The sequence below is a fragment of the Streptomyces sp. NBC_01142 genome, from assembly GCF_026341125.1.
In the GTDB taxonomy this organism is placed as follows: Bacteria; Actinomycetota; Actinomycetes; order Streptomycetales; family Streptomycetaceae; genus Streptomyces.
Window position 1 is genome coordinate 3,624,194 of record NZ_JAPEOR010000001.1, and the last position, 19,551, is coordinate 3,643,744.

Genomic DNA, 19,551 nt, shown 5'->3' on the forward strand with positions numbered 1-19,551 from the left:
ATGACGGACCCGGCCCGGCGACTCGGTGCGGTCCTGCGGATCCTCAAGGGCGCGGGCCAGGACCTCGACCCGCACGAGGCACTCGACGTGCTCTGGCTGGCCCGTGTGCTGTCCGCGGACGGCGACGCCGATACGGCAGAGCTGCCACTGACCCGGACGCAGGCCACGGCCACCCCGCGCCGGGAGAGCGGCGGGCCGGGCTCCGGCCGTACGGCCGTGGCGGCCGGACGAGACGGCGGCGGGCCCGGCGGGACCCAGGAGCCCGGTGGGTCCTCGCTCGCCGACCCGGAGCTGCATGCGGCCTCACTGCGCGACCCTCTGCCGGACAGTCCGGGAGCGTACGACTCTCCAGACCCTCCCGAGCCGCCCCAGCAGGACCGCTTCCCCCCGCCCCCGAAGGAGAAGTCGGCGCTGCCGCTGCGGGTGCCCGAGGGCAAGGCCCTGCCGCTGCAACTGGAGATCGGCAGGGCCTTGCGGCGGCTGAAGGTCAAGCAGCCCAGCCGCCGACGCCAGGAGCTGGACGAGCGGGCCACGGCGGCCGCCTTGGCGGAGACGCGGCTGCCGGACGTCGTGATGCGGCCCGCCCGCGAACGGTGGCTCCATCTGGTGATGGTGGTGGACGACGGGCTGTCCATGCTGCTGTGGCACCGGCTCGCCACGGAACTGCGGACGACGATGCAGCGCCTCGGTGCGTTCCGCTCGCTCCGCGTACTCGGCATCGACACCCGCACCGGCGGTGGTACGCCACAACTGCGCGGGCGCCCCTTCGACCCGGGCAGCTCCACGATGTCGCCCTCGGTGCTCACCGACCCTTCCGGTCAGACCCTGGTCCTGGTCCTCAGTGACGGCATGGGCGCGGCCTGGCGGCGGGGCAGCATGCACGACGTACTGCTGCAGTGGGCGGCCGCCGGACCGGCGGCCGTCGTGCACGCCCTGCCGCCCACGCTGTGGGCCGGCTCCGGTATCCAGGCCGACCGCTGGCAGGCCACCACCCGGCGGCCGGGAGGCGCCAATACGTCGTGGGACATCACCGACAGGGTGCTGCCCGCAGCTCTGGTGGACTTCGCAGGGGTGCCGATTCCCGTGCTCGAACCGACCCCGGAAGCGCTGCGCGACTGGGCCGGGCTCATCACCTCACCGGGCACCACCGTGGAGTTGCCGCTGCTTTCCCGTCCTCGCGCGCACGAGGCGGTGGCGAGGCCCCGGACGGCCGGGCGCCTCCAGCACTTCCGGGACGCGGCGTCGCCCGAGGCGTACCGGTTGGCCGCGCATCTGGCCGCCGTGTCGCCCGTCTCCGTACCGGTGATGAGGCTGGTGCAGTCCGCGGTGCCCTGGCAGGCCACTACCGCGCACCTGGCGGAAGTCTTCCTGGGCGGGCTCATCCACCCGTACCCCGCGCCCACGCCCGGGCCACTGCCCGTACAGCACCGGATCTTCGACTTCACAGAGGAGTCGAAGAACGCGCTCCTCGACGCCGTTCCCAGCGCCGAACTACTGCGTACCGGCCACCGGATCGGCCGTCGCCTGGAGCAACTGGCGGGCCGCTCACCGGACTTCCCCGCATGGCTGGCCCACCCGGACGGAGCGGACACCCTGCCCTCGGCGTTCCGCTCCTTCACCGCTGTCGAGCGGCGGCTCATGGCCCGGTTCGGGGTGTCGATGGAGCTGCCCCGCTCGGCCCGGCCGGCGGCACGCCCCGACCGCGCGGCCCAGTGGAGCCCGCTCACCCCGGAGGACCCCCGGCGCCTGGGACAGTTCGACCTGCGCGGCCGCCAAGTCGGCAACCGTACGATCGTCTACCTCGGCCGCGACTCTGCCGGCAGGCAGGCCGCACTGCGTGTGGTCCGGCCCGATCAGCCCGCGTCCACCGGGCAGTTGCTCGTCACCGAGGCGGAGGCGCTGCGGCGGATGGGCGGCCGGTACGCCCCGGAGCTGCTGGCCACCGGGTTGCACGAACGTACGGCCTGGATCGCGATGGGCCTGCTGACCCCGGCCGGCCGCTCGGACGCCCCCCTGCCGCGGCTGAGCGACCTGGTCGGCCCCGATGTGCCGTACGGCAGCGGGTACCTCGACATCATCACCAGCCTCACCCTCGGCTGGCAGCTGGCGAGCGCCCTCAACATATGCCATCTGATGGGACTGGCACCGGCCGATCTCTCCGCCGACTCGGTGTTCGTCCTGAGCCGCCGCTCAGTTGTCCTGGGCGGTCTGTCGGACTGCGCCGTGGACGGGGAGTACGCAGGGCAGGGGCCCCTGCCGACACCGGCCGGCAATGTTGCGTCCCTCGGCCGGCTGCTCCAACTGGTCAGCAGCAAACCGCTCGCCGCGCTGCCCGGCGCGCCGGAGGGGATGCACCTGTGGCAGGGGGACACCTGGCAGCCGCTGCGCGAGCTGGTGCTGAGCTGTCTCGCCCCGGATGCCGAACAGCGGCCCACCCCGAGCGAGGTGGCGGACGTGCTGGCCCGGTACGTGGCGATCGCGCGCGCCCTACAGGGCGGGGCACCGGCATCGTCCGCCCCCCGCCCGGCCGGCGGGAGCACGGCGGCCCCGCCGCGCCCGCCGCTCGCGACGGCGGCCCAGGCCCCGTCCGGTACCGTCCGGCCCGGCCCCGAGCCGTCGCAGTCAGTGCAGGGCGTCCCGACCGCTCAGCCCCGGCCCCCCGCGCCGCGCATCGGCCGGCGGACCATGCTGCGGGGCATCGGGCTGGGCCGGGCCGCCCACCATCACCTCGTCTCCCTCGCCCGGCGCCCCCTCACGTACAGCCGCCGCATCACTCTCACCGGCGTCCAACCGAGCTGTGGCCGGGCCACCACGACCTTGACGCTGGGAGCAGTCCTCGCTGCGTTGCGCGGGGAGCCGGTGCTGGCGCTCGACGGCGCCCCGGCTGGAGGGGACCTTCATCACCGGCTCGGGCTCGACCAGCGGCGGGCGCTGACGAGCAGCGGCCGTTCGCCACTGCGCGAGGTGATGACGCTGCCAGTGGACGCGCCGCACGACGCCATCCGGCGGTTGGCGAGCACCACCCCGTCCGGTCTGGAGGTCCTCACACACGGCGCGATCCACTCCGCCCAGAGCCCGGCGTACGGCGACGAGTACCGGCGGCTCATGGCGATGACGGCGCCGCACTATCCGGCCGTGCTGACCGACTGGGCCGGGCTCCGGCTGGATCCGACCGCCGATGTCGTACTGGATCTGACCGATGTCCTGATCGTCTGCTGCACCACGTCGGAGGAGTCGGTCGAAACCACCAAGCGGCTCCTCGACCGGCTGCGCAACGCGGGCCGGGGGGCTCTGGCGGACAACGCGATCGTGGTGGCCACACGGCTCGGCGGGGTCCTCAGGGACGCGCACATCCGCGACCGCTTCGGCGACCGGCCGGGTCGTTGCCTGACCGTGCCCTTCGACAGCCATCTGGCCGGCGACCGGGAGATCCGTCTCGACCGGATCAAGCCCCACGCCGCGGAGGTGTTCGTGGAGCTCGCGGCGCGGGTCACCGACGATCCGAGCGGGTGACCTCGATGGCATCTCTGCGCCATGCCCGTCGGGCGGTGACAGCCCATACCGTACGGGTGAGATGGCCGCGGGCTCCGGCAGGCGCGGGGCGCGGCGGCCGGGGGTGAGCGAGCCGAGGATGCCCGGCAGGGTCCTGAACGCCTTTGTCCGTGTGGAGCGCGCTGTGTTCACCCCGCCCGTCCCTGAATCTGCGTGGGCCCTGATGAAATTCCGCTTCCCATGAGCGAAGGGCTCAACCAAGGTCCTGGCCGATCGTCTGGGCGTCTCCCGCCCCGCACGGCCGGCTCCGTTCACTTCCCGGAGCAGGTGTTTGTCCGTGACGTCCGCACCAGTGGTCGGAGGCCAACCGCTCCCCGGATCACGGAAGATGACAGCGCTTCTCTGTCACAGGGCTCGGCGCATGCAGGCCCGCGGCCACCTGTCCAAGCCGTGTGCCGCTTCGCGCTCGCGGATCTCCCGCAGGCCAGGAGTAAGCATGGTTTCGTTCATGGGCCGGAAACCGCAGCGCGCGTAATAGGGGGCATTCCACGGGACTTCGGTGAACGTGGTGAGAGTCAGGGCGGGTATCCCGTTGCCTGCGCCGTGAACCGCCAGATGTTCCAGCAGGGACCTTCCGATACCGCGGCGTGCACTGTCCGGGTGCACTGAGACCTGCTCGACGTGGAGGTTGCCGTCGACGAGGTCGGCGATCAGGTAGGCGATGGGGGCATGGGCGTCGTTGGCCGCGACCCAGGCCAGTCCGGCCTTCTGGTATCGGGCGAGTTCGCCGAGCGGGAGCGGCTCGTCGTCGGCGATCTCCGGCATGCCGATGTCTCGGAAGCACCGCCCGGCGGCCCTCTCGATGTCCTGGAGGAAGAGCAGCTCGTCCGGCTGCACTGCTCGAATATGCATGAACACATTGTCCAAGGCCGGCCGGCTGGTGCCACCGGTTTCGACTTCTACGCGGTACTTGGTGCGATCTTCTTGAGCGGATGGATGCTGCTCGGAAGTGTCTGGTGGGAACTGCGTGTCGGGGATCGCCCGCGCGAGGCGAATGTGCGTACGCTCTGCGGCCTGCCTCCTGTCTCATTCCAAGATGTACCGTCGCTTGGGCTTTGTGCCGGCGGGAAGTGCCGTACGCCTGGGCGCACTTGGCGTTGGGGGACACCCGGGACATGAGCGAGCGCCGACTTGGGCCTTCCGCCCACTAGAGGCGCACATGCGAGATATCGTCGCCGCGCAAGAGGCCTGTTGTGCCGAGGCCTTGAGCCGAGATGTCGTTCCTGACGAATTGACCGGTTCTTCCTGGGGGTGGGGTGCATGGACGCGCAGGAGCGTGCAGCGCTTGGCTGGCTGTGTGCAGAGTTACCCGAACTGTCGGACGAATGTGCCCGCCAGCCCGCAGCCCAGCAGGCCCTGTTGGAGCGCATTGAGCAGCGGGCTCGGAACCGCCGGCCTCTGGCGGAACTGTTCGCGGAACTGCTCGGACGGGATCCCGAGAGCGTCCGCGGCCTTCTCGGCTCCGGCCTGCCGGGACAAGGGACGGGGCGAGCCAACGAGGAACGGTTCGGCTGCCCGGACGGCGCCTGCGACCGGAGAGCCGGCACGACCCCGGCCGGGCCACTGCCCCGGTGCCACGTGACTGGTACGCCGATGCGGCGGGTCTGACGGACATGACCGGGTTCTTCCAGGCGCTCGCCTCCCAACTGGCCGCGAAGTGGGTGTCGCTCCTGCTGCTACCCGGGGCTCTGTTCACCGCGACCGCCTGGATCGCCGCGCACCTCGGCCACGCGCACGCCCTGGACGTCGGCCGACTCGACGACACGGTGTCCGTCAACTACCGGTCGCTGTCCCACGGCAGTACCGGCGCCCAGATCCTCACCGTGATCGTGTTCCTGCTGGCGGCCACCGGCGTCGGTCTCGTCGTACAGGCCTTGGCCGGACCGACCAGGGCGCTATGGCTGGGCCGCTGGCCCGGCTGGGCAGCGGCTCGGCTCGTTCGGCACCGGCGGAACCGGTGGAACTCGCTTGTACAACGACGTCGCAGCGCGGCGGGAATCACCGACGCCGTCGCGCGGCAGGCGGCGGTTGACGCGGCAGCGGCTCGAATCAACCGCATGGCATTGGCCGAGCCGGGTCGGCCGACGTGGATGGGTGACCGCATCCACGCCGTCGAACAGGTCAGCTTCGACCGGTACGGGCTGGACTTGACGTTCTGCTGGTCGCGGCTGTGGCTGGTGTTGCCGGACTCGGTCCGGACGGAGATCACCGTCGCCAACAGTGCCTTTGCCGGCGCAGTCGCCGTGGGTGCCTGGACCGTGCCCTACCTGGGGCTGGCGTGCGTATGGTGGCCGGCTGCGGTGGTCGCCGTCTTCGTGGGAGTCACCGGTTGGGCGCGCGGGCGGAGTGCGGTCGCCGACCTGGGTGCCCTCGCCGAGGCCGCCGTCGACCTGCACGGCCGGAGCCTGGCGCAGGCACTCGGCGTGGGCGGGACTGATGCGACGATGCCGCTGGACACCACAGAGGGCAAGGCCGTGACGGACATCGTGCGCAAGGGACGGTGACCGTGCCCCGTCTGCAGGAGCTGATAACCGCCTGGTCCGAGACCGGGGACGAGTCGGCGCTCCTCGAAGCCACTGCCCTGGCCCGGGATCAGTTCGAGACGGAGTCGACGGCCGACCACCGGATCATCTATGGGCAGTTGCTCATTGCGAGGTACCTGGTCGCCGCCAAACGGACGCCGTCCGACAACGTCCGGGACGAAGCGATGCAGGTCCTGGTGACAGGGGCTGCGGACCAGGTGGATCCGCTCGACTCGCTGGCGATCGGTCTGCCACCGGCCGGCCGGGAAACGCCCCGCGATCGGTTCCTCACCACGGCCATCGACGTGCTGGGACCCGACGACGCCGATATTCACCCGGTCCAGGCCGCTGTGCTCGCCTCTGCGCACAGGACGCGTTACGAGGACAGGAACGACCCGGAGGCGCTGCGGCGCAGCCTCGCCGTGCACGAGCGGCTGCTCGCGGACTTCCCCCAGGATCCCGAGCTGCAGTACGGGGTGGCGAGGGACCTGCTCGCGCTCGACGCGTGGACGAACGACTCAGCCGCGCTGAAGCGGGCGGTGACGCTGTCCTACGGGGCCGCGGCCAGTGATGACGACCTCGACCCGGACGTCCGCGTGCTGTTCCTGATCACGTTGACCACTGCATACCGGACCAGCTACGACCGGACGTCCGATCCGGAAGACCTCGCGAGGGCCCAGGACATCATGGCCAGGGTCGTCGCAGCGATCGGCGCAGGGCAGGTGCTCAGCGGCGTGTGCGCGCACCTGCTGGGCACGCTGCTCGTCCGGCGGCACCGGAGGTCCGGTGAGGCCGGGGCGCTGCACGCCGCGATCGTCTGCCTGCGCACGGCAGCCGACGAGGAGGACACGCCGGAGCACTTGGCCGACCTCGCCGACGCGCTGCTGCTGCGGTCGTCGTCGGAGGCGGACGACTCCTCACGCGCCGAGGCGTCCACGGCCACCCACCGCTGCGCCGGACTCACCGGAGCGCAGCAGGCCGACGCTCATCTCGCGCTGTTCGCCCACGGCTGCTCCCTGCTCGCCGCCTACGAGAACGCGGCGGGCGGGACGCCGATTATCGAGACCGCAGTGCTCTTCCTCCGCCTTGCCCTGGGCCGGCTGCCCACCGAGCACCCTGCCAGGGCCGAGTACACCGGGAGACTGGCCGAGGCGTGGCTGTTGAAGTACGACGTCACGCAGACCGATCGCGACCTGGCCGGCGCCCTGGAGGCGACCGCGGCCGCAGCACGGCTGACCCCACGCGACCACCCCGACCGACCACGACGCCTGGACCGGTTCGGTCAAGGCCTGGTCATGTGCTTCTTCGTCACCCACGACGAGGCGTACCTGACGAAGGCAGTTCGGCTCCTCAACGACGCGTGGGAACTCCTGCCGGAGGAGCACCCCTACCGATGCGAGGTGCTGTTCGACCTGGCCCGGACGACGCTACTCCTCGCCGACCACCTCGATGACGACGAACTGCGCGAAGGCGCCCAGGGCATGCTGCGCAAGGTGGTGCTGTCCCACCTCGCAGTGGCGCCGGTGCAGTTGGAGGCGAGCCTCGCCTGGGGCGACTTGGCCGCCGCCCGGAGGAAGTGGCCCGAAGCATCGGTGGCCTACCAGAACGGCATCATGGCCCTTCGCGAGCTGATGATCCTGCAGCTCACCCGGGACGTCCAGGAGACCCGGGCCGCCCAGTTCGCGGGGCTGGCCGGAGATGCGGCGGCCAGCGCACTGCACGCCGGCGCAGTGGGTTTCGCCACGCTGGCGCTGGAGACAGGCCGCGGTGTCATGCTGGGGCGCCAACTGGACCTCACCGCACAACAGAACCTGTTGGCAACCGGCGATCCCCGACAAGCGGCCCGCATGACCGAGCTGCTGCACGAGCGGCGGGAGGCCGCGGCAGTGCTGGACCAGATGCACGCTCGGGGCCGATTCCTGCCCCACCGCGCCGCCGACGCAGCCCGCCGGCTCCGGAACGCCTCCGAACGCCTGACCGGTCTGCTGGCCGAGCAGCGGGACCTGATCACCGGAGACCTCGGCCGCGTGTGGTCGGTCGAGCAGATGATCGCGGCGGCGGAGCAGGGACCACTGGTCCTGGTGAACATCAACCGGTACCGCTCCGACGCAATCATCGTCCGGTCCACCGGGATCACGGTGCTGCCTCTCACGAGCGAGGAGTGCACCCTTGAGAAGGCAGCGTCGTGGGCCGAGGAGCTGACCGGGGCAAGCAGTGGATCGTTGACCGCAAGCCTCAAGCTGCGCCGTGTCGTGCCGCAGATCCAGGCGTGGCTGTGGACGGCTGTGGCGGGACCGGTCCTCGACGAGCTCGGGTATCCGCAGTTACCCGGGGATCTCACCGCGCGGCCGAGGGTCTGGTGGCTGCCCAGTGGCCCGCTGGCGCTGTTGCCGCTCCACGCAGCCGGCCTGCCCGGCGGTCCCAACGCGCTGGACGCAGTGGTGTCGTCGTACACGCCCACGTTCCGATCGCTGCGCGACGCCCGCCGTCCGGGCGGCGGCGGGCGGGTCCAAGCCACCGTGGGAATGCGGCACACCCAAGGCGCCCAGGAGCTGCCGAACACGGTCGCAGAGGCGGAGGCAGTGCAGGCCGGCCAACCGGGCGACCCGCTGGTCGACTCCGACGCCACAGCCGACCGGGTACTCACTGCGTTCTCGGAGTCGACGTGGATCCACCTGGCCTGCCACGGGCTCGTCGATGCGGGCACGCCATCGATGAGTGGTCTGGTGCTCCACGACCGGGTCCTGACAGTGGGAGAGATCGTGCAGGTGCGGTACGAGAAGGCGGCGCTGGCGTATCTGTCGGCGTGCTCGACGGCACGGTCGAGTACGGCACACGCGGACGAGGCGATCCACCTGACGTCGGCTTTCCAGGTGGCGGGCTTCCGGCATGTGATCGGTACGCTGTGGCCGGTGCGCGACGAGGTCGCCGCCGAAGCCGCCCGGCTCTTCTACACCGTCCTGGGCGACGAAGCCCACCACGCGGCCGAGGCCCTGCACCGTGTCACCCGCCGGCTGCGCATGGTCCACCCGGACTCCCCGGAGATCTGGTCGATGCTGGTCCACGGCGGAGCATGATCACCCGGAAACGCCCTGCTGACTGCTGGTTTCAGAATGACTCGTGGTGTCTGCGGGTCCAGGCGAGTTTGGCCTCGTCAGCCCCGGTCTTGCCGTAGACCGGGTGAGCAGCGCCGAGCCCGCATGGGGGACCAAACCTTCGCCGTCCGCCGTGACTTCTACGGTGAATGAGCGGCCATCGCGCTGCATCTTCAAGGTGAATCCTCCTGGGTTCGATCTTCGATCTGGACAACCGAAGAATTGCTGTTCGGGTGGACGAAACGGCGCCTCGGGAGACCCGGGGCGCTTCACCTTGGTGCAAGATCACGGCCAGCCCGAACAAAAGGAACGAAAACCGCCGTAATGGATCATTGCGGACACCGGGTCCGTCGATCATAATCCGCGTGTCAGGTCGAGTCCTGCCTCCGGCATCGGGAAGTGGCTCCGGAGACCACGACAGTGCAACCGCCCGCCCCAACGCCTTGACCAAGGAAAAGAGCTGACCAGGGTGCTGAGCAGTGGTGGGTACTCGGCCGTGTTGAGGACTGCTTTCGCGGGGGCGCTGCTCGTCGCCGGCTTCGCAGTCGTCTCGTGCGGCGGCGACGGCAACAAGGCTGGCGCGAACGGCAAGGTCACGGTCGTCTACGAGGACAATGCGATCAAGCAGGAGGACCGGCAGGCCGTAGCGGTGATCCGGAAGTCCCGCGTGCTCGAGCAGGTCGCCGACTGGGTGAACAAGTCGGTCGCCCTCCCGCATGACCTGGTCGTGAAAGTCACCGGCAAGGTCCCACCGGGGGTTACGGATGCGGTCACCCAGCCGGACGGCAGGACGATCTTTGTGCCCCCGGCGTTCCTGACCCAGATCGAAGGGGTCCTCAGCAACGTGGTCAAGACCGTCGAGCGTCCCGCCCTGTTCCCCGAGGCCATGTTCAACGCCGACGACCTGACCGCGCTGTCGACCCAGTTCATCTTCGGCCACGAGATGGGCCACACTCTGCAGCGTCAGCTTCTGCTTCCGAACCTCGGCCTCGAGGAGGTCGCCGCCGACGGGTTCGCGTCGTTCTACACCGTCAACGAGGTTGGACCGGGTCCGTCGCTGGCAGCCGCAATCCTTTTCGACGAGATCGCCCGCGAGGAGGGCAAGCTGACGCTGGAGGGGCTCTCGAGCGATCACCCCGTCACTCAGCAACGGGTCTTCAACTTCCTTTGCTACCTAGAGGGGAGCGACCCGAAGAGGTTCTACGAGCCCCTGGTCGGTGCCGGCTATCTGCCGAAAACCCGCGCTCCGTTGTGTCCGCAGGCCTGGGCGATGCTGGACTTCGGCTGGTGGACCCAACTCCAGCCACATTTCAGTGGGGCATTCAAGGATCAGGGTGACAAGACGCAGGAGAACGCACGCGACCAGCTGATCGCGGAGACGAAGGCCTTCGAGAAGCAGCTCGACAAACTCCGCAGCGGGCAATGAGCATTCAGGGCCATCGGTCGCATCTCCGGCCGTCCCTCAGCCCGATCGTGCAGCAAGTGCCGCGGAGGCAGGTCGCGTAGGTAGGAGGACACGTGTGTCGCTGGAAGATGCGGCGGTGACTCCACGGAACCCTTGGCCGCGGCGGCGCCCTGGGCTACCTGGCCGCGCGGGTTCACTGCCGGTACTGGCGCCCGCGCGGGCCGCGCGAGCTCGGCGGGCTGCCGGCCGCCCACTCAACCGGAGTGCCTGTCGCCTGTGACGGAGGGACACATGGACTCGAAGTGGAAGGCGTTGATGTAACAGTCGCGTGGCTGCTGGATAGCGAAGGTGATGCAATTGAGCAGTGACTGCGCGGCGAGAGGGTCCTGAGGGCCACGTGGTGTCGTGTCCCATTCCGGGGAAAGGGGGTCGCGGCTGCTGTCGAAGTCCGGCGGGAACAGAGAGATCACGCGTACGCCCTGGGGGCGCAGCCGACGCGAGAGGGCTTCGGTGAAGCCCCGCTGGGCGTGCTTGGCTGCGTAGTAGGCCTCATGTGCCAGGGGGTGCTGGGCGCCCGGCACACCACAGTCGGAGACCATCGTGACCACGTCGGGGCCGTCGGAGGCCAGCAGCAGCGGCAGGAGGTTCTTCGTCACCAGGATGGTGCCGGTGCCGCCCGAGGCGAGGGTATCGGCGACGTCCTCGTCGGATGCCGACAGGAAGTCCGGGCCTTCCAGCCAGCGGGCACCGTTGTTGACGAGGACGTCGATGAGATCGGTGCGTTGGCCAACCGCCTTGGCGAACTCGCGGATCGAGGCGGGGTCGGACAGGTCACAGGCGAAGGCGTGCACCCGGCCGTGCCCGCGGTCGAGGATCTCGCCGCGGGTGCGCTCGGCTGCTTCCAGTGTGCGTGCGGCGAGGAAGACTTCGGCTCCGAGGCCGGCGAAGTGATGGGCGAGGGCCCGGCCGAAGTCGCGGCCAGCACCGGTTATGACCACACGGCGGTCGGTGAGGTTCATGTCGTTCTTTCGATCAAGTGAACGGCCAGGTGAGGCAGCGTTAGGAGGTTAGTCCAGGAGCAAGTCGGGCTCTGACGTCGGGGGATCGGAGCCATGTCCAGGGCAGTTGCGGTTCCCCGATGTCGGCGCTCGCAGCAGCCATCGAAGGTGCAGGCGGCCAGTTTCGAGAGCGCCGATTGGCCAACAGGCTCCCACCGATCAGCGCGGGACCGGCCCCAGATGAAGTACGCACTGGTCAGAGGCTGTGACCGCGCTTCAGCGAACCCTCCGCTCAGCAACGTGTTGGCGGCCATGTGCAGTCTGCGTGCCTACGTGCCTGCATCGGTCTCAGGTCGGCAGCGGTGTCAACGATCCCATTCCTCGCAGCGGGCCGGAGCCGGAGCTACGCCACGCAGAACTCGTTGCCCTCAGGGTCCTGCATGATCCACCAGTGCCCGGCCGGCCCCTTGTTCACTTCGCGGATGCGGGTTGCCCCCAGGTCTTCGAGTCGTGTCATCAGCTTGTCGAGCCCACCGGGCTCACTGTGGACGTCCAGGTGCAGACGGTTCTTGCCCGACTTGCCCTCGGGTACCTCCTGGAAGAGCAGGCGGCGGCCATGGCCGATGCCGCTGATCTCGTCGTACGGGTCCTCGGGATGGCGGATTGCGGCGTAGCCGCGGAACGTCTTGCGGCCGTTGTGCTCAGCGACCGCGTCCTCGCTGATGTGTCCGGCGGTCAGCAGGCGCTCGATGAGGGAACTTGGGTCTTCCACCTCGTAGTCCAGCGCCGCGGCCCAGAAGTCCGCGAGGGCGGGTGCGTTCGTGCTGTCGATGACGAGCTTCCAGTGCAATGCCATGTAACCACTGTCTCTCATAAGCGGTCATCTGTGAGAGTTCTGCGAGAACCCCGGTGATCCGTTTCCGCAGGTGGCCGCTCACAAGAGTCTCCTCAGGTCGGACTTCCGCACCAGCATCCTGCGCCGCCACCTGGGCTCCGCCGTCACTGCCGCCCTCCAGAGCCCAAGCGGGAGGGAAGCGTGAAACGCAAGGTTGTGCGCCGTTACCGGAACCCCGGCCTGGGGGACGCACGCGGACCTTCCTGCCGACCTCTCAGCACCGCAAGCCGGCCCCTATGCCGCGGCTGAGTTCACCCTGAAGGACCTTCGCCCTTGACGTCGGCCAGTCACCCGCGACTGGCCGACGGACACCGTTCGCTGAGGGTGCAAGCTTGGGCACTGCCCGGATTCGTGACACGAGCGGGGTGTGCTGGTCGGGGTAGCCGAACCGTATCTCCGGGCCGTAGCGTCTGCCCGTCTCAGGAGAAGCAGATCAGGGGGGCAGCAGCAGTGTGGACGAGGTGCTGGAAGGTGGCGAGTGCGGGGGTGGCTGCCGGGGTGTTCGTCGTCTCCGGGTGTTCGGCACAGGATTCGGTCGATGACGCAAAGGGGACCGATGCGGCATCGGCGTTCGTGGAGCCGTCGCCGTCGCCGTCGGGGCCTCGGCCGCTGACGACCGCACAGGTGAAGTCACTCCTGCTACGGGAGAAGGACGTGCCGCAGGCTGACAGCGTGACCGTGCAGGGCCCGGTTCCCAAGTACGATCCGCGGGTTGTGGTAGCGAGCCCGGACTGCCAGAAGGTGTTCGACGCGCTCGTCGCACACGATGCGTCCACGTCCGTGATCCAGGACTTCTGGTGGAAGAACAACCGCTGGGGCGCCCGGACCTGGCTGGCCTCGTACAGCGGCGCCGAGGCGCCAGAGCAGTTCCAGAGACTCAAGGAAGGACTCAAGACCTGCAAGGCCCTTCTCGGGGAAACCCCCGAGGGGAAGCTCAATTCCCGTATCACCGTGGCGAAGGCCCCCGCGATCGGTGACGAGGCCGTCGCCTTCGACCTGAGCATGAACGGCCCAGATCGCACGGTGCTGATCGACCACCACATCCTGGTGCGTGTGGGCAGCCTCACTGTGGACTTCAGCGACCGCGGCGTGCAGCGCACACCCAGGTTCCCGCTCGACGTGGTGGTCGACGAGCAGCTCGACCGGCTCACGCAAGGGCCGAGCACCTGACGCGCCACTGGCCCAGCTCCCGGCAGCGTGGACGTTACGGGCCTGGACTGCGAAGCGCGGCGCCGCCGAACCACCGCGCACCGCACGGAATGTGACGGCGGTGCGCACGGCCCCGACCCTGCTCCGGATTCCACGCGCACCCGGGCTTTCACGGATGCACGCGAAGGCAACGAACTGTGCGCTGACGGCCAACGACTCTCGGCACGGTGCAGGCCAGACTCCTGGAGCTGGCTCGTGGGCTGCCCGTCGGCGGGCTGCCCGGCCAGGCGCCTGTCAGCGCTCGAAACCGGCCCGAGGGGGGCACACATGAAGCGTGCAGGGAAATGCTGGTCCATATCCGCGGCACTCGCCGCGGCCACGTCACTCAGCCTGACCGTGGGCGCCCCAGCGGCCTCGGGGGCCCTGGGGAACTCGGGGACGCCGGGCGACGTGCGTGTCGCGCAGCGGAACGTCCAGCCGGGCGACTCGGCGCGGGACCGTCGCATACACGAGAACCAGGTCGCACTGAATCAACTCGCCAACCGCTTGGTGCCTGTTCCGGAGGACCGGAGACGCTACGTACCCGGATTCGCCGGTATTGTCCTGGATGCCGAGAAGGCTACTCTGGTCGTGTACTGGAAGGGCAGGGTCCCCGCGAGAATCTCGCGTATTCTCGCCAGCGCTCCCCGTGGCGTGGCGGCTCGCCTGGGCTCGGCGAAGTATTCGAAGGGCGAACTCAGCCGGGCGAGGGACACGCTCCTCGCGCGGGAAGACGCACGGAGCTCCACCTCGCTGGCCGCCCAAGGCCTGTCTGTGGGCGCGGTGTCCGTCCTGGCGGACGGGAGCGGGCTCGAAGCGCAGTACGAGAGGACCGCTGCGCGGCGGCCGTCGTCGACCGAGACCGGTACACCGTCCCAGACGGCGCTCGAAAGAGACATCCGCACGGCAACGGGAGTTCCCGTCGACCTGACGCTCAGCGCCGCCCCGAGGGCCGCCAACAGAGTCGACGACTCCTCTCCCTGGTACGGCGGCGGGCTCCTCACCAATCCCAACAGCAAGTCGTGCACGGCTGGTTTCGGCGCGACCTCGCCGGCGGGGAACCTGCTCATAACGGCGGCCCACTGCGGAGCCTCCGGGCAGTATTCCGACGGCGTGGGGGAAACCATCGGGCCCGTCCAAGCGGTGAAGGGCTCCCTCGACACCACGGTCATCCGTGTCACGAACGGCACCTCCTCCTGGCGCTACTTCGACGGCCCCTGGGACACCCAGGCGAGCAAGTACATCGACGGGTCCGCGACGAACTGGACGGGCGACTACGTCTGTGGCTCCGGTGCGGCGACCGGAATCCGCTGCAACCTGAAGATCATCAATGACGACACCTACACCATCCAGGACGGCGTCCGCATCTCCCCGGTGGTCCAGGCCGAGCGCAGTTTCCCCGCGGACATCGCCCTCGGCAAGGGAGACAGCGGCGGCCCCGTCGTCGCCTCCACGGACGGCAAGTACGGCGAGAACATGACGGCACGCGGCCTCATCAGCGGAGGGTCCAACGAGATCCCCTGCCCCGTCGGGGGAACGAGCGCGCCGACCACCTGCTACGCCACGCTGTGGTACGTGCCGATCCGGCCCATCCTCAGTCACTTCGGCTTGACGTTGCGTACCGACACGTCCCGTCCTTAGCGGCTCCTCGCGCCCCTACTCGGAAGCGGGCGGCCACGGCTCGGCTCGTACCCATGAGCAGGTGCCTAGGTGAGAGGTGAGAGGTGAGAGGTGAGCGAGGGCATGGGCACTGGGCGGTCACCGGTGGGCAGCCACGGACTGGGCGTCGGCTGTCGCTCCCGCTCCTTGCCCGTCGCCCCGGCGTGGCGCCACGCGCTGGGCATCACGCCGGGCGTGCAGTGGATTTGGTGCTCGTTCTGCACCCCTCGCAACCAGGTTCTTCAGTGTGACGGCGGTCCGGGAGGGCAGCCGGGGCGGCCGGTTGCGTACTGTCCGTCGGCCAACATGTACCCATATGCTCCTGCCTTGGCCTGCCCGCCCGTTTCAGGAGGTGTCGTGCCACGCAATATGATGTTCTGCTACACCTGCGACTCTGACGAACTGCATCGTCCTCTCACTGCCCTGGAGAAGACCTGGCTCAAGGAGCGCACGAGCCGGAAGAACGTCGAGGGGTTCTTCATGTGCAAGGCGCCGGACTGCCGGAATGTGCGCGCCGGGTTCAACAAGCGCCCCTTCGACCCCGTCATCCGTGTTCCCCTGCCCGAGTGATCCATTGCGGGGGCAGCAGCGCCCTGCAGCAGACACCTTTCTGTTGCACGGCGCTGCTGCGTCTGCTGCACGGTCGCGACGCGGCCTACTGCACGAGCAGCAGCCGTGTGCCGTCTGGGGCGGGCCACGGTGTGTCGTCGCTTGTTGGCAGTAGGCCGTGTCTCTTCGATCAGGGAGCTCGTTGTTCTGCTCATGATGAGTCGGGGGGGATCTGACTGACGACGAGTGGGCTGTGCTGGAGCCTCTGCTACCGGTGAGCAATAACCGGTCTGGCCGGTGGCGGGACCACCGCCAGGTAATCAACGGGTTCATTCACCGGCTGAGCACCGGCGTGCAGTGGCGCGAGCTGCCTGAACGCTTCGGCCCGTGGAAGACCGTCCACAAACGCCACCTGCTGTGGTCGGCCGACGGCACCTGGGAGAGGCTCCTCCAGCACGTCCAGGCTGTCGCCGACGCCGAGGGCGACATCGACTGGAACATCAACGTTGCTCCACAGTCGCGCGCGCCCACCAGCCCGCCGCCGGCGCGCCCAAAAGGGGCCCCAAAAAGATCGGTTCAGCCCCGGACGGCGGCGGCGAGCCTGCGCGACGTGCTGGAGGAGGTGGTGCGGCAGGCGAGGCCCTTGGCCGGTCCCGTGGCGGGCTTACCAGCAAAATCCATATCGCCGGGGTCGCTGCCGCCCGTTGTCCCTGCTCATCACGCCGGGCCAGCGGGCGGACTGCACACAGTTCGAGCCGATCATGGACAAGATCCGCGTCCCCCGCAGGAGATCTGGTCGCCCGCGCCGCACGCCGGACAGCGTCGGAGCAGACAAGGCGTACAGCAACCGCAAGATCCGCAGCTACCTCCGCAAGCGTGGGATCCGGCATGTGATCCCGGAGAAGAAGGACCACAAGGCCGCCCGCCTGCGCCGGGGTTCACACGGCGGACGGCCTCCGGGATTCGACAAGGCGCGGTACAAAGATCGCAACATGGTGGAACGGGCCATCGGAAAGCTAAAACAGTTCAGAGCCGTGGCCGCCCGTTATGACAAGCGCGGATACGTCTGCCTTGGCACCGTGACTGCCGCTGCCCTCCTCATCTGGCTCCGATCATGACCCTCGCGGTGGGACGTTAATCAGTTGTCGTCAGCCCATGGGCGACGGATACCGTCGCGTTCATGGACGAACAGGCCCTGCTCAAGCGCTCCGATGGCCCAGTCACCCGCAGTCGGCTCATCCATGACCTGACCGCGCTCGGCCTCACCGACGGCGACATCGTGATGTTCCACACGCGGATGTCCGCCCTCGGGTACGTGGCAGGCGGCCCTCAGACGGTCATCGGTGCCCTCCGCGATGTCGTGGGAGAGCAGGGAACCTTGATGGTGACCTGCGGCTGGAACGACGCCCCGCCCTATGACTTCACCGACTGGCCGCAAGCCTGGCAGGACGCCCTGCGCGCAGGGCACCCCGCATACGACCTCGAACTCAGCGAGGCAGACCACAACAACGGACGGCTCCCAGAAGCACTGCGCCGCTGGCCAAGCGCTGTACGCAGCCGACACCCCGACGCCAGCTTCGCCGCACTCGGTGCGGCGGCAACCATGCTGATGGCCGACCATCCCTGGGACGACCCGCACGGCCCCGACAGCCCGCTGGCCCGGCTGGTCACGATGGGCGGCCGGGTTCTTCTCCTGGGCGCCCCGCTGGACTCCCTCACGCTCCTGCATCAGGCCGAGGCGCTCGCCGAAGCCCCCGGCAAGCGATTCGTAGACTATGAGCAGCCGATCCTCGTTGATGGGGAGCGGGTCTGGCGGCGTTTCCACGACATCGACTCGGAAGACGGGGCCTTTGACTACTCCTCTGTAGTGCCTGAGAGACAGGACCCCTTCGAGGCCATCGCCCAGGACATGCTCGCCGCCGGAATCGGCAGCATGGGCATGATCGGCGCCGCCGAAAGTTACTTGTTCGAAGCTGGCGAAGTCGTGAACTTCGGCATCACCTGGATCGAAGAGAAACTGGGCAAATCCCGGTAACCCGGCCAACGACAGACTGTTCACTCGGCTCTGCCCGTGATCGACGAGACAGGACCTGGGAGCAGCAGCCCACAGACCGGCGAGCAGCACCACATCCACCGGCGGCGGGGTCTGCGGATGCTCGGCCAGCTCCCGGGCGTCGGCCTTTGCCTCGACCAGTTGCTCCAGGGCGTGCGCGTACTCGGCGTGCAGCTCGCGCGTCTCGATGCCGACAAGTTCCCTGATCAAGACCTCGGCCGGCTCCAGTTCCCGGTCCGTACCGGCACGGAGGGGGCAAGGTCGCCCGGTTCACACAGCCCGTCCTCCCAGAGCAGGGTCTGCAGAACGGGCACTCTGTGCCGTGGCCGCAACAGCGCCAGGCCTTCGCGACTCCTGATGGCGATCTTGGCCACGCCCACGCAGCCGGTACGGGCGAGGACCTCAACGAGCAGGGCGTACGGACGGTGGGCACGCGGGCCGACGGGCACCGTGTAGTACGGCTTGCCGTACGTGATCGGGGCGATGTTCTGTCCGGGGACGAAGCCGAGTACCTCGAAGGCACGTTTCGTCGGGAGCGGAAGGTGGGCCAGGTCCTCTTCCGTGAGCGGCACCATGTGGCCGTCCGGGAGCGCGAAGCCGCGGCCGACTTCCTCGTACGGGATTTCTCCGAACTGGGCCGTGTTTGAGATGTGGTCACAGTGGCTGCCGTATGAGGGTGAGTTGGACGGGGGCTTTCGTAGCGGACAGCGAGCCTGTCGTACCTCGTGGCGACCCCGCGGGCCTGCTTCAGCAGGCCGATCCGGCACTCGATCTTGCGTCGGCGTTTGTAGAGCTCGCGGCCGAAGCCGGGCGGGCGGAGACTGCCGCATGTCGCTGGGCATGTCGAATGCGCCGGTTCCCGATCGACGCGAGAGTGAAGGCACCACATCCCAGGACTTCAGGAGCACCCCATCGTGACCGTAACCGCGGATTTGGCCATTTCCCTCGACGGCTACATCGCCGGCACCAACGTCGCCATCGACAACCCGGGAGGCGACGGCGCCGAGCCGCTCTTCGAGTGGATCCACAACCTGGCGAGCTGGCGGGAGCGCCAGGGGATGACCGGCGGGGAGGAGAACCGCGACTCCGAGCTGATGCGCGAGTGGTTCGACGCCACCGGAGCGGTGGTCATGGGCCGGATGATGTACGACACGGGCGAGGAGTTCTGGGGCGACAACCCGCCGTTCCGGGTCCCGGTCTTCGTGCTCACCCACCGCCCCCGGCCGTCCCTGGTCAAGGAGGGCGGCACCACCTTCACCTTCGTCACCGACGGTATCCACAGCGCCCTCGACCAGGCGAAGGCCGCCGCCGGGGACAGGAACGTCGACATCGCGGGCGGGGCGAGCACGGTGCAGCAGTACCTCAGGGAGGGGCTCATCGACGAGCTGCAGCTGCACGTGGTGCCCGCGCTCCTCGGAGCGGGGCTGCGGCTCTTCGAGGGACACGGCGCCGGGCGGTGGGACCTCGAGCCGGTCAGGGTGGTCGGCACGCCCCTCGCCACCCACCTGAAGTACCGCTTCCTGAAGTGACCCGGCACGGGTAGAGCTCGGCCCCGGCAGCCCGCTACTGCTGCCGGGGCCGAGGGCTTTCGGCGGTCCAGGTGTACTGACCGATGGGGCAGTCGTCAGCGCGACA

13 protein-coding genes and 1 pseudogene are annotated in these 19,551 nt (G+C 69.0%); 10 read left to right on the forward strand and 4 right to left on the reverse strand.

The features are described 5' to 3' along the window. Window positions 1-3,513, forward strand: a complete 3,513-nt coding sequence (locus OG883_RS16260; protein WP_266540673.1) for an SAV_2336 N-terminal domain-related protein — start codon at window positions 1-3, stop codon at window positions 3,511-3,513. Between the two features lie 384 nt (window positions 3,514-3,897). Here the strand turns inward: OG883_RS16260 and OG883_RS16265 are convergent, their stop codons facing one another. Beyond that, a complete protein-coding gene (locus tag OG883_RS16265) occupies window positions 3,898-4,404 on the reverse strand; it encodes a GNAT family N-acetyltransferase (protein WP_266540675.1) in 507 nt (168 codons plus the stop codon). A 719-nt stretch (window positions 4,405-5,123) separates the two neighbouring features. On the opposite strand from OG883_RS16265, the gene OG883_RS16270 reads away from it, so the two are divergent. From OG883_RS16270 to OG883_RS16280, 3 genes are all read left to right on the forward strand, one after another. Beyond that, a complete protein-coding gene (locus OG883_RS16270) occupies window positions 5,124-6,056 on the forward strand; it encodes a hypothetical protein (protein WP_266540677.1) in 933 nt (310 codons plus the stop codon). Window positions 6,057-6,058: 2 nt separating this feature from the next. Further along, window positions 6,059-9,151, forward strand: coding sequence for a CHAT domain-containing protein (locus OG883_RS16275; RefSeq protein WP_266540679.1), 3,093 nt, complete (start codon window positions 6,059-6,061; stop codon window positions 9,149-9,151). A gap of 514 nt (window positions 9,152-9,665) precedes the next feature. Further along, window positions 9,666-10,595 (forward strand): DUF4344 domain-containing metallopeptidase, encoded by a 930-nt coding sequence (locus OG883_RS16280; RefSeq protein ID WP_266540682.1) that lies wholly within the window; start codon window positions 9,666-9,668, stop codon window positions 10,593-10,595. A 233-nt stretch (window positions 10,596-10,828) separates the two neighbouring features. Here OG883_RS16280 and OG883_RS16285 read toward each other — a convergent pair whose 3' ends face one another. Continuing rightward, window positions 10,829-11,593 carry an SDR family oxidoreductase gene (locus tag OG883_RS16285; protein ID WP_266540684.1) on the reverse strand — a complete coding sequence of 255 codons (765 nt, stop codon included), beginning with the start codon at window positions 11,591-11,593 and terminating at the stop codon, window positions 10,829-10,831. Window positions 11,594-11,975: 382 nt separating this feature from the next. Further along, window positions 11,976-12,428: a VOC family protein gene (locus OG883_RS16290; RefSeq protein ID WP_266540685.1), complete on the reverse strand. Its 453-nt coding sequence runs from the start codon at window positions 12,426-12,428 to the stop codon at window positions 11,976-11,978. 663 nt (window positions 12,429-13,091) lie between these two features. On the opposite strand from OG883_RS16290, the gene OG883_RS16295 reads away from it, so the two are divergent. The 5 genes and pseudogenes from OG883_RS16295 (at window position 13,092) to aac(3) (ending at window position 17,898) form a co-directional block, all read left to right on the forward strand. Further along, the gene (locus OG883_RS16295) at window positions 13,092-13,637 is read left to right on the forward strand and encodes a hypothetical protein (protein WP_266540688.1); all 546 of its coding nucleotides are present in this window, start codon (window positions 13,092-13,094) and stop codon (window positions 13,635-13,637) included. Window positions 13,638-13,943: 306 nt separating this feature from the next. Next, window positions 13,944-15,296, forward strand: a complete 1,353-nt coding sequence (locus tag OG883_RS16300; RefSeq protein ID WP_266540690.1) for a S1 family peptidase — start codon at window positions 13,944-13,946, stop codon at window positions 15,294-15,296. Between the two features lie 375 nt (window positions 15,297-15,671). Then, entirely contained in the window at window positions 15,672-15,884 is a 213-nt protein-coding gene (locus OG883_RS16305; protein WP_266540692.1) for a hypothetical protein, read from the forward strand. Window positions 15,885-16,095: 211 nt separating this feature from the next. Further along, window positions 16,096-16,981, forward strand: a pseudogene (locus OG883_RS16310) (IS5 family transposase). Between the two features lie 62 nt (window positions 16,982-17,043). Further along, entirely contained in the window at window positions 17,044-17,898 is an 855-nt protein-coding gene (gene aac(3) / locus OG883_RS16315; RefSeq protein WP_266540694.1) for an aminoglycoside 3-N-acetyltransferase, read from the forward strand. Window positions 17,899-18,122: 224 nt separating this feature from the next. Here aac(3) and OG883_RS16320 read toward each other — a convergent pair whose 3' ends face one another. After that, entirely contained in the window at window positions 18,123-18,758 is a 636-nt protein-coding gene (locus tag OG883_RS16320) for a Ku protein (RefSeq protein WP_323180911.1), read from the reverse strand. 72 nt (window positions 18,759-18,830) lie between these two features. Here OG883_RS16320 and OG883_RS16325 point away from each other — a divergent pair, with 72 nt between their 5' ends. Next, complete coding sequence (locus tag OG883_RS16325; RefSeq protein WP_266540698.1) at window positions 18,831-19,445, forward strand: dihydrofolate reductase family protein; 615 nt, start codon at window positions 18,831-18,833, stop codon at window positions 19,443-19,445. Window positions 19,446-19,551: the final 106 nt, after the last annotated feature.

Excerpts from the sequence above, each read along its gene's own strand:
- OG883_RS16260 (WP_266540673.1), top strand. The coding sequence starts at position 1 with ATGACGGACCCGGCCCGGCGACTCGGTGCGGTCCTGCGGATCCTCAAG.
- OG883_RS16265 (WP_266540675.1), bottom strand. The coding sequence starts at position 4,404 with ATGCATATTCGAGCAGTGCAGCCGGACGAGCTGCTCTTCCTCCAGGAC.
- OG883_RS16285 (WP_266540684.1), bottom strand. The coding sequence starts at position 11,593 with ATGAACCTCACCGACCGCCGTGTGGTCATAACCGGTGCTGGCCGCGAC.
- OG883_RS16290 (WP_266540685.1), bottom strand. The coding sequence starts at position 12,428 with ATGGCATTGCACTGGAAGCTCGTCATCGACAGCACGAACGCACCCGCC.
- OG883_RS16300 (WP_266540690.1), top strand. The coding sequence starts at position 13,944 with ATGAAGCGTGCAGGGAAATGCTGGTCCATATCCGCGGCACTCGCCGCG.
- OG883_RS16320 (WP_323180911.1), bottom strand. The coding sequence starts at position 18,758 with ATGCCCAGCGACATGCGGCAGTCTCCGCCCGCCCGGCTTCGGCCGCGA.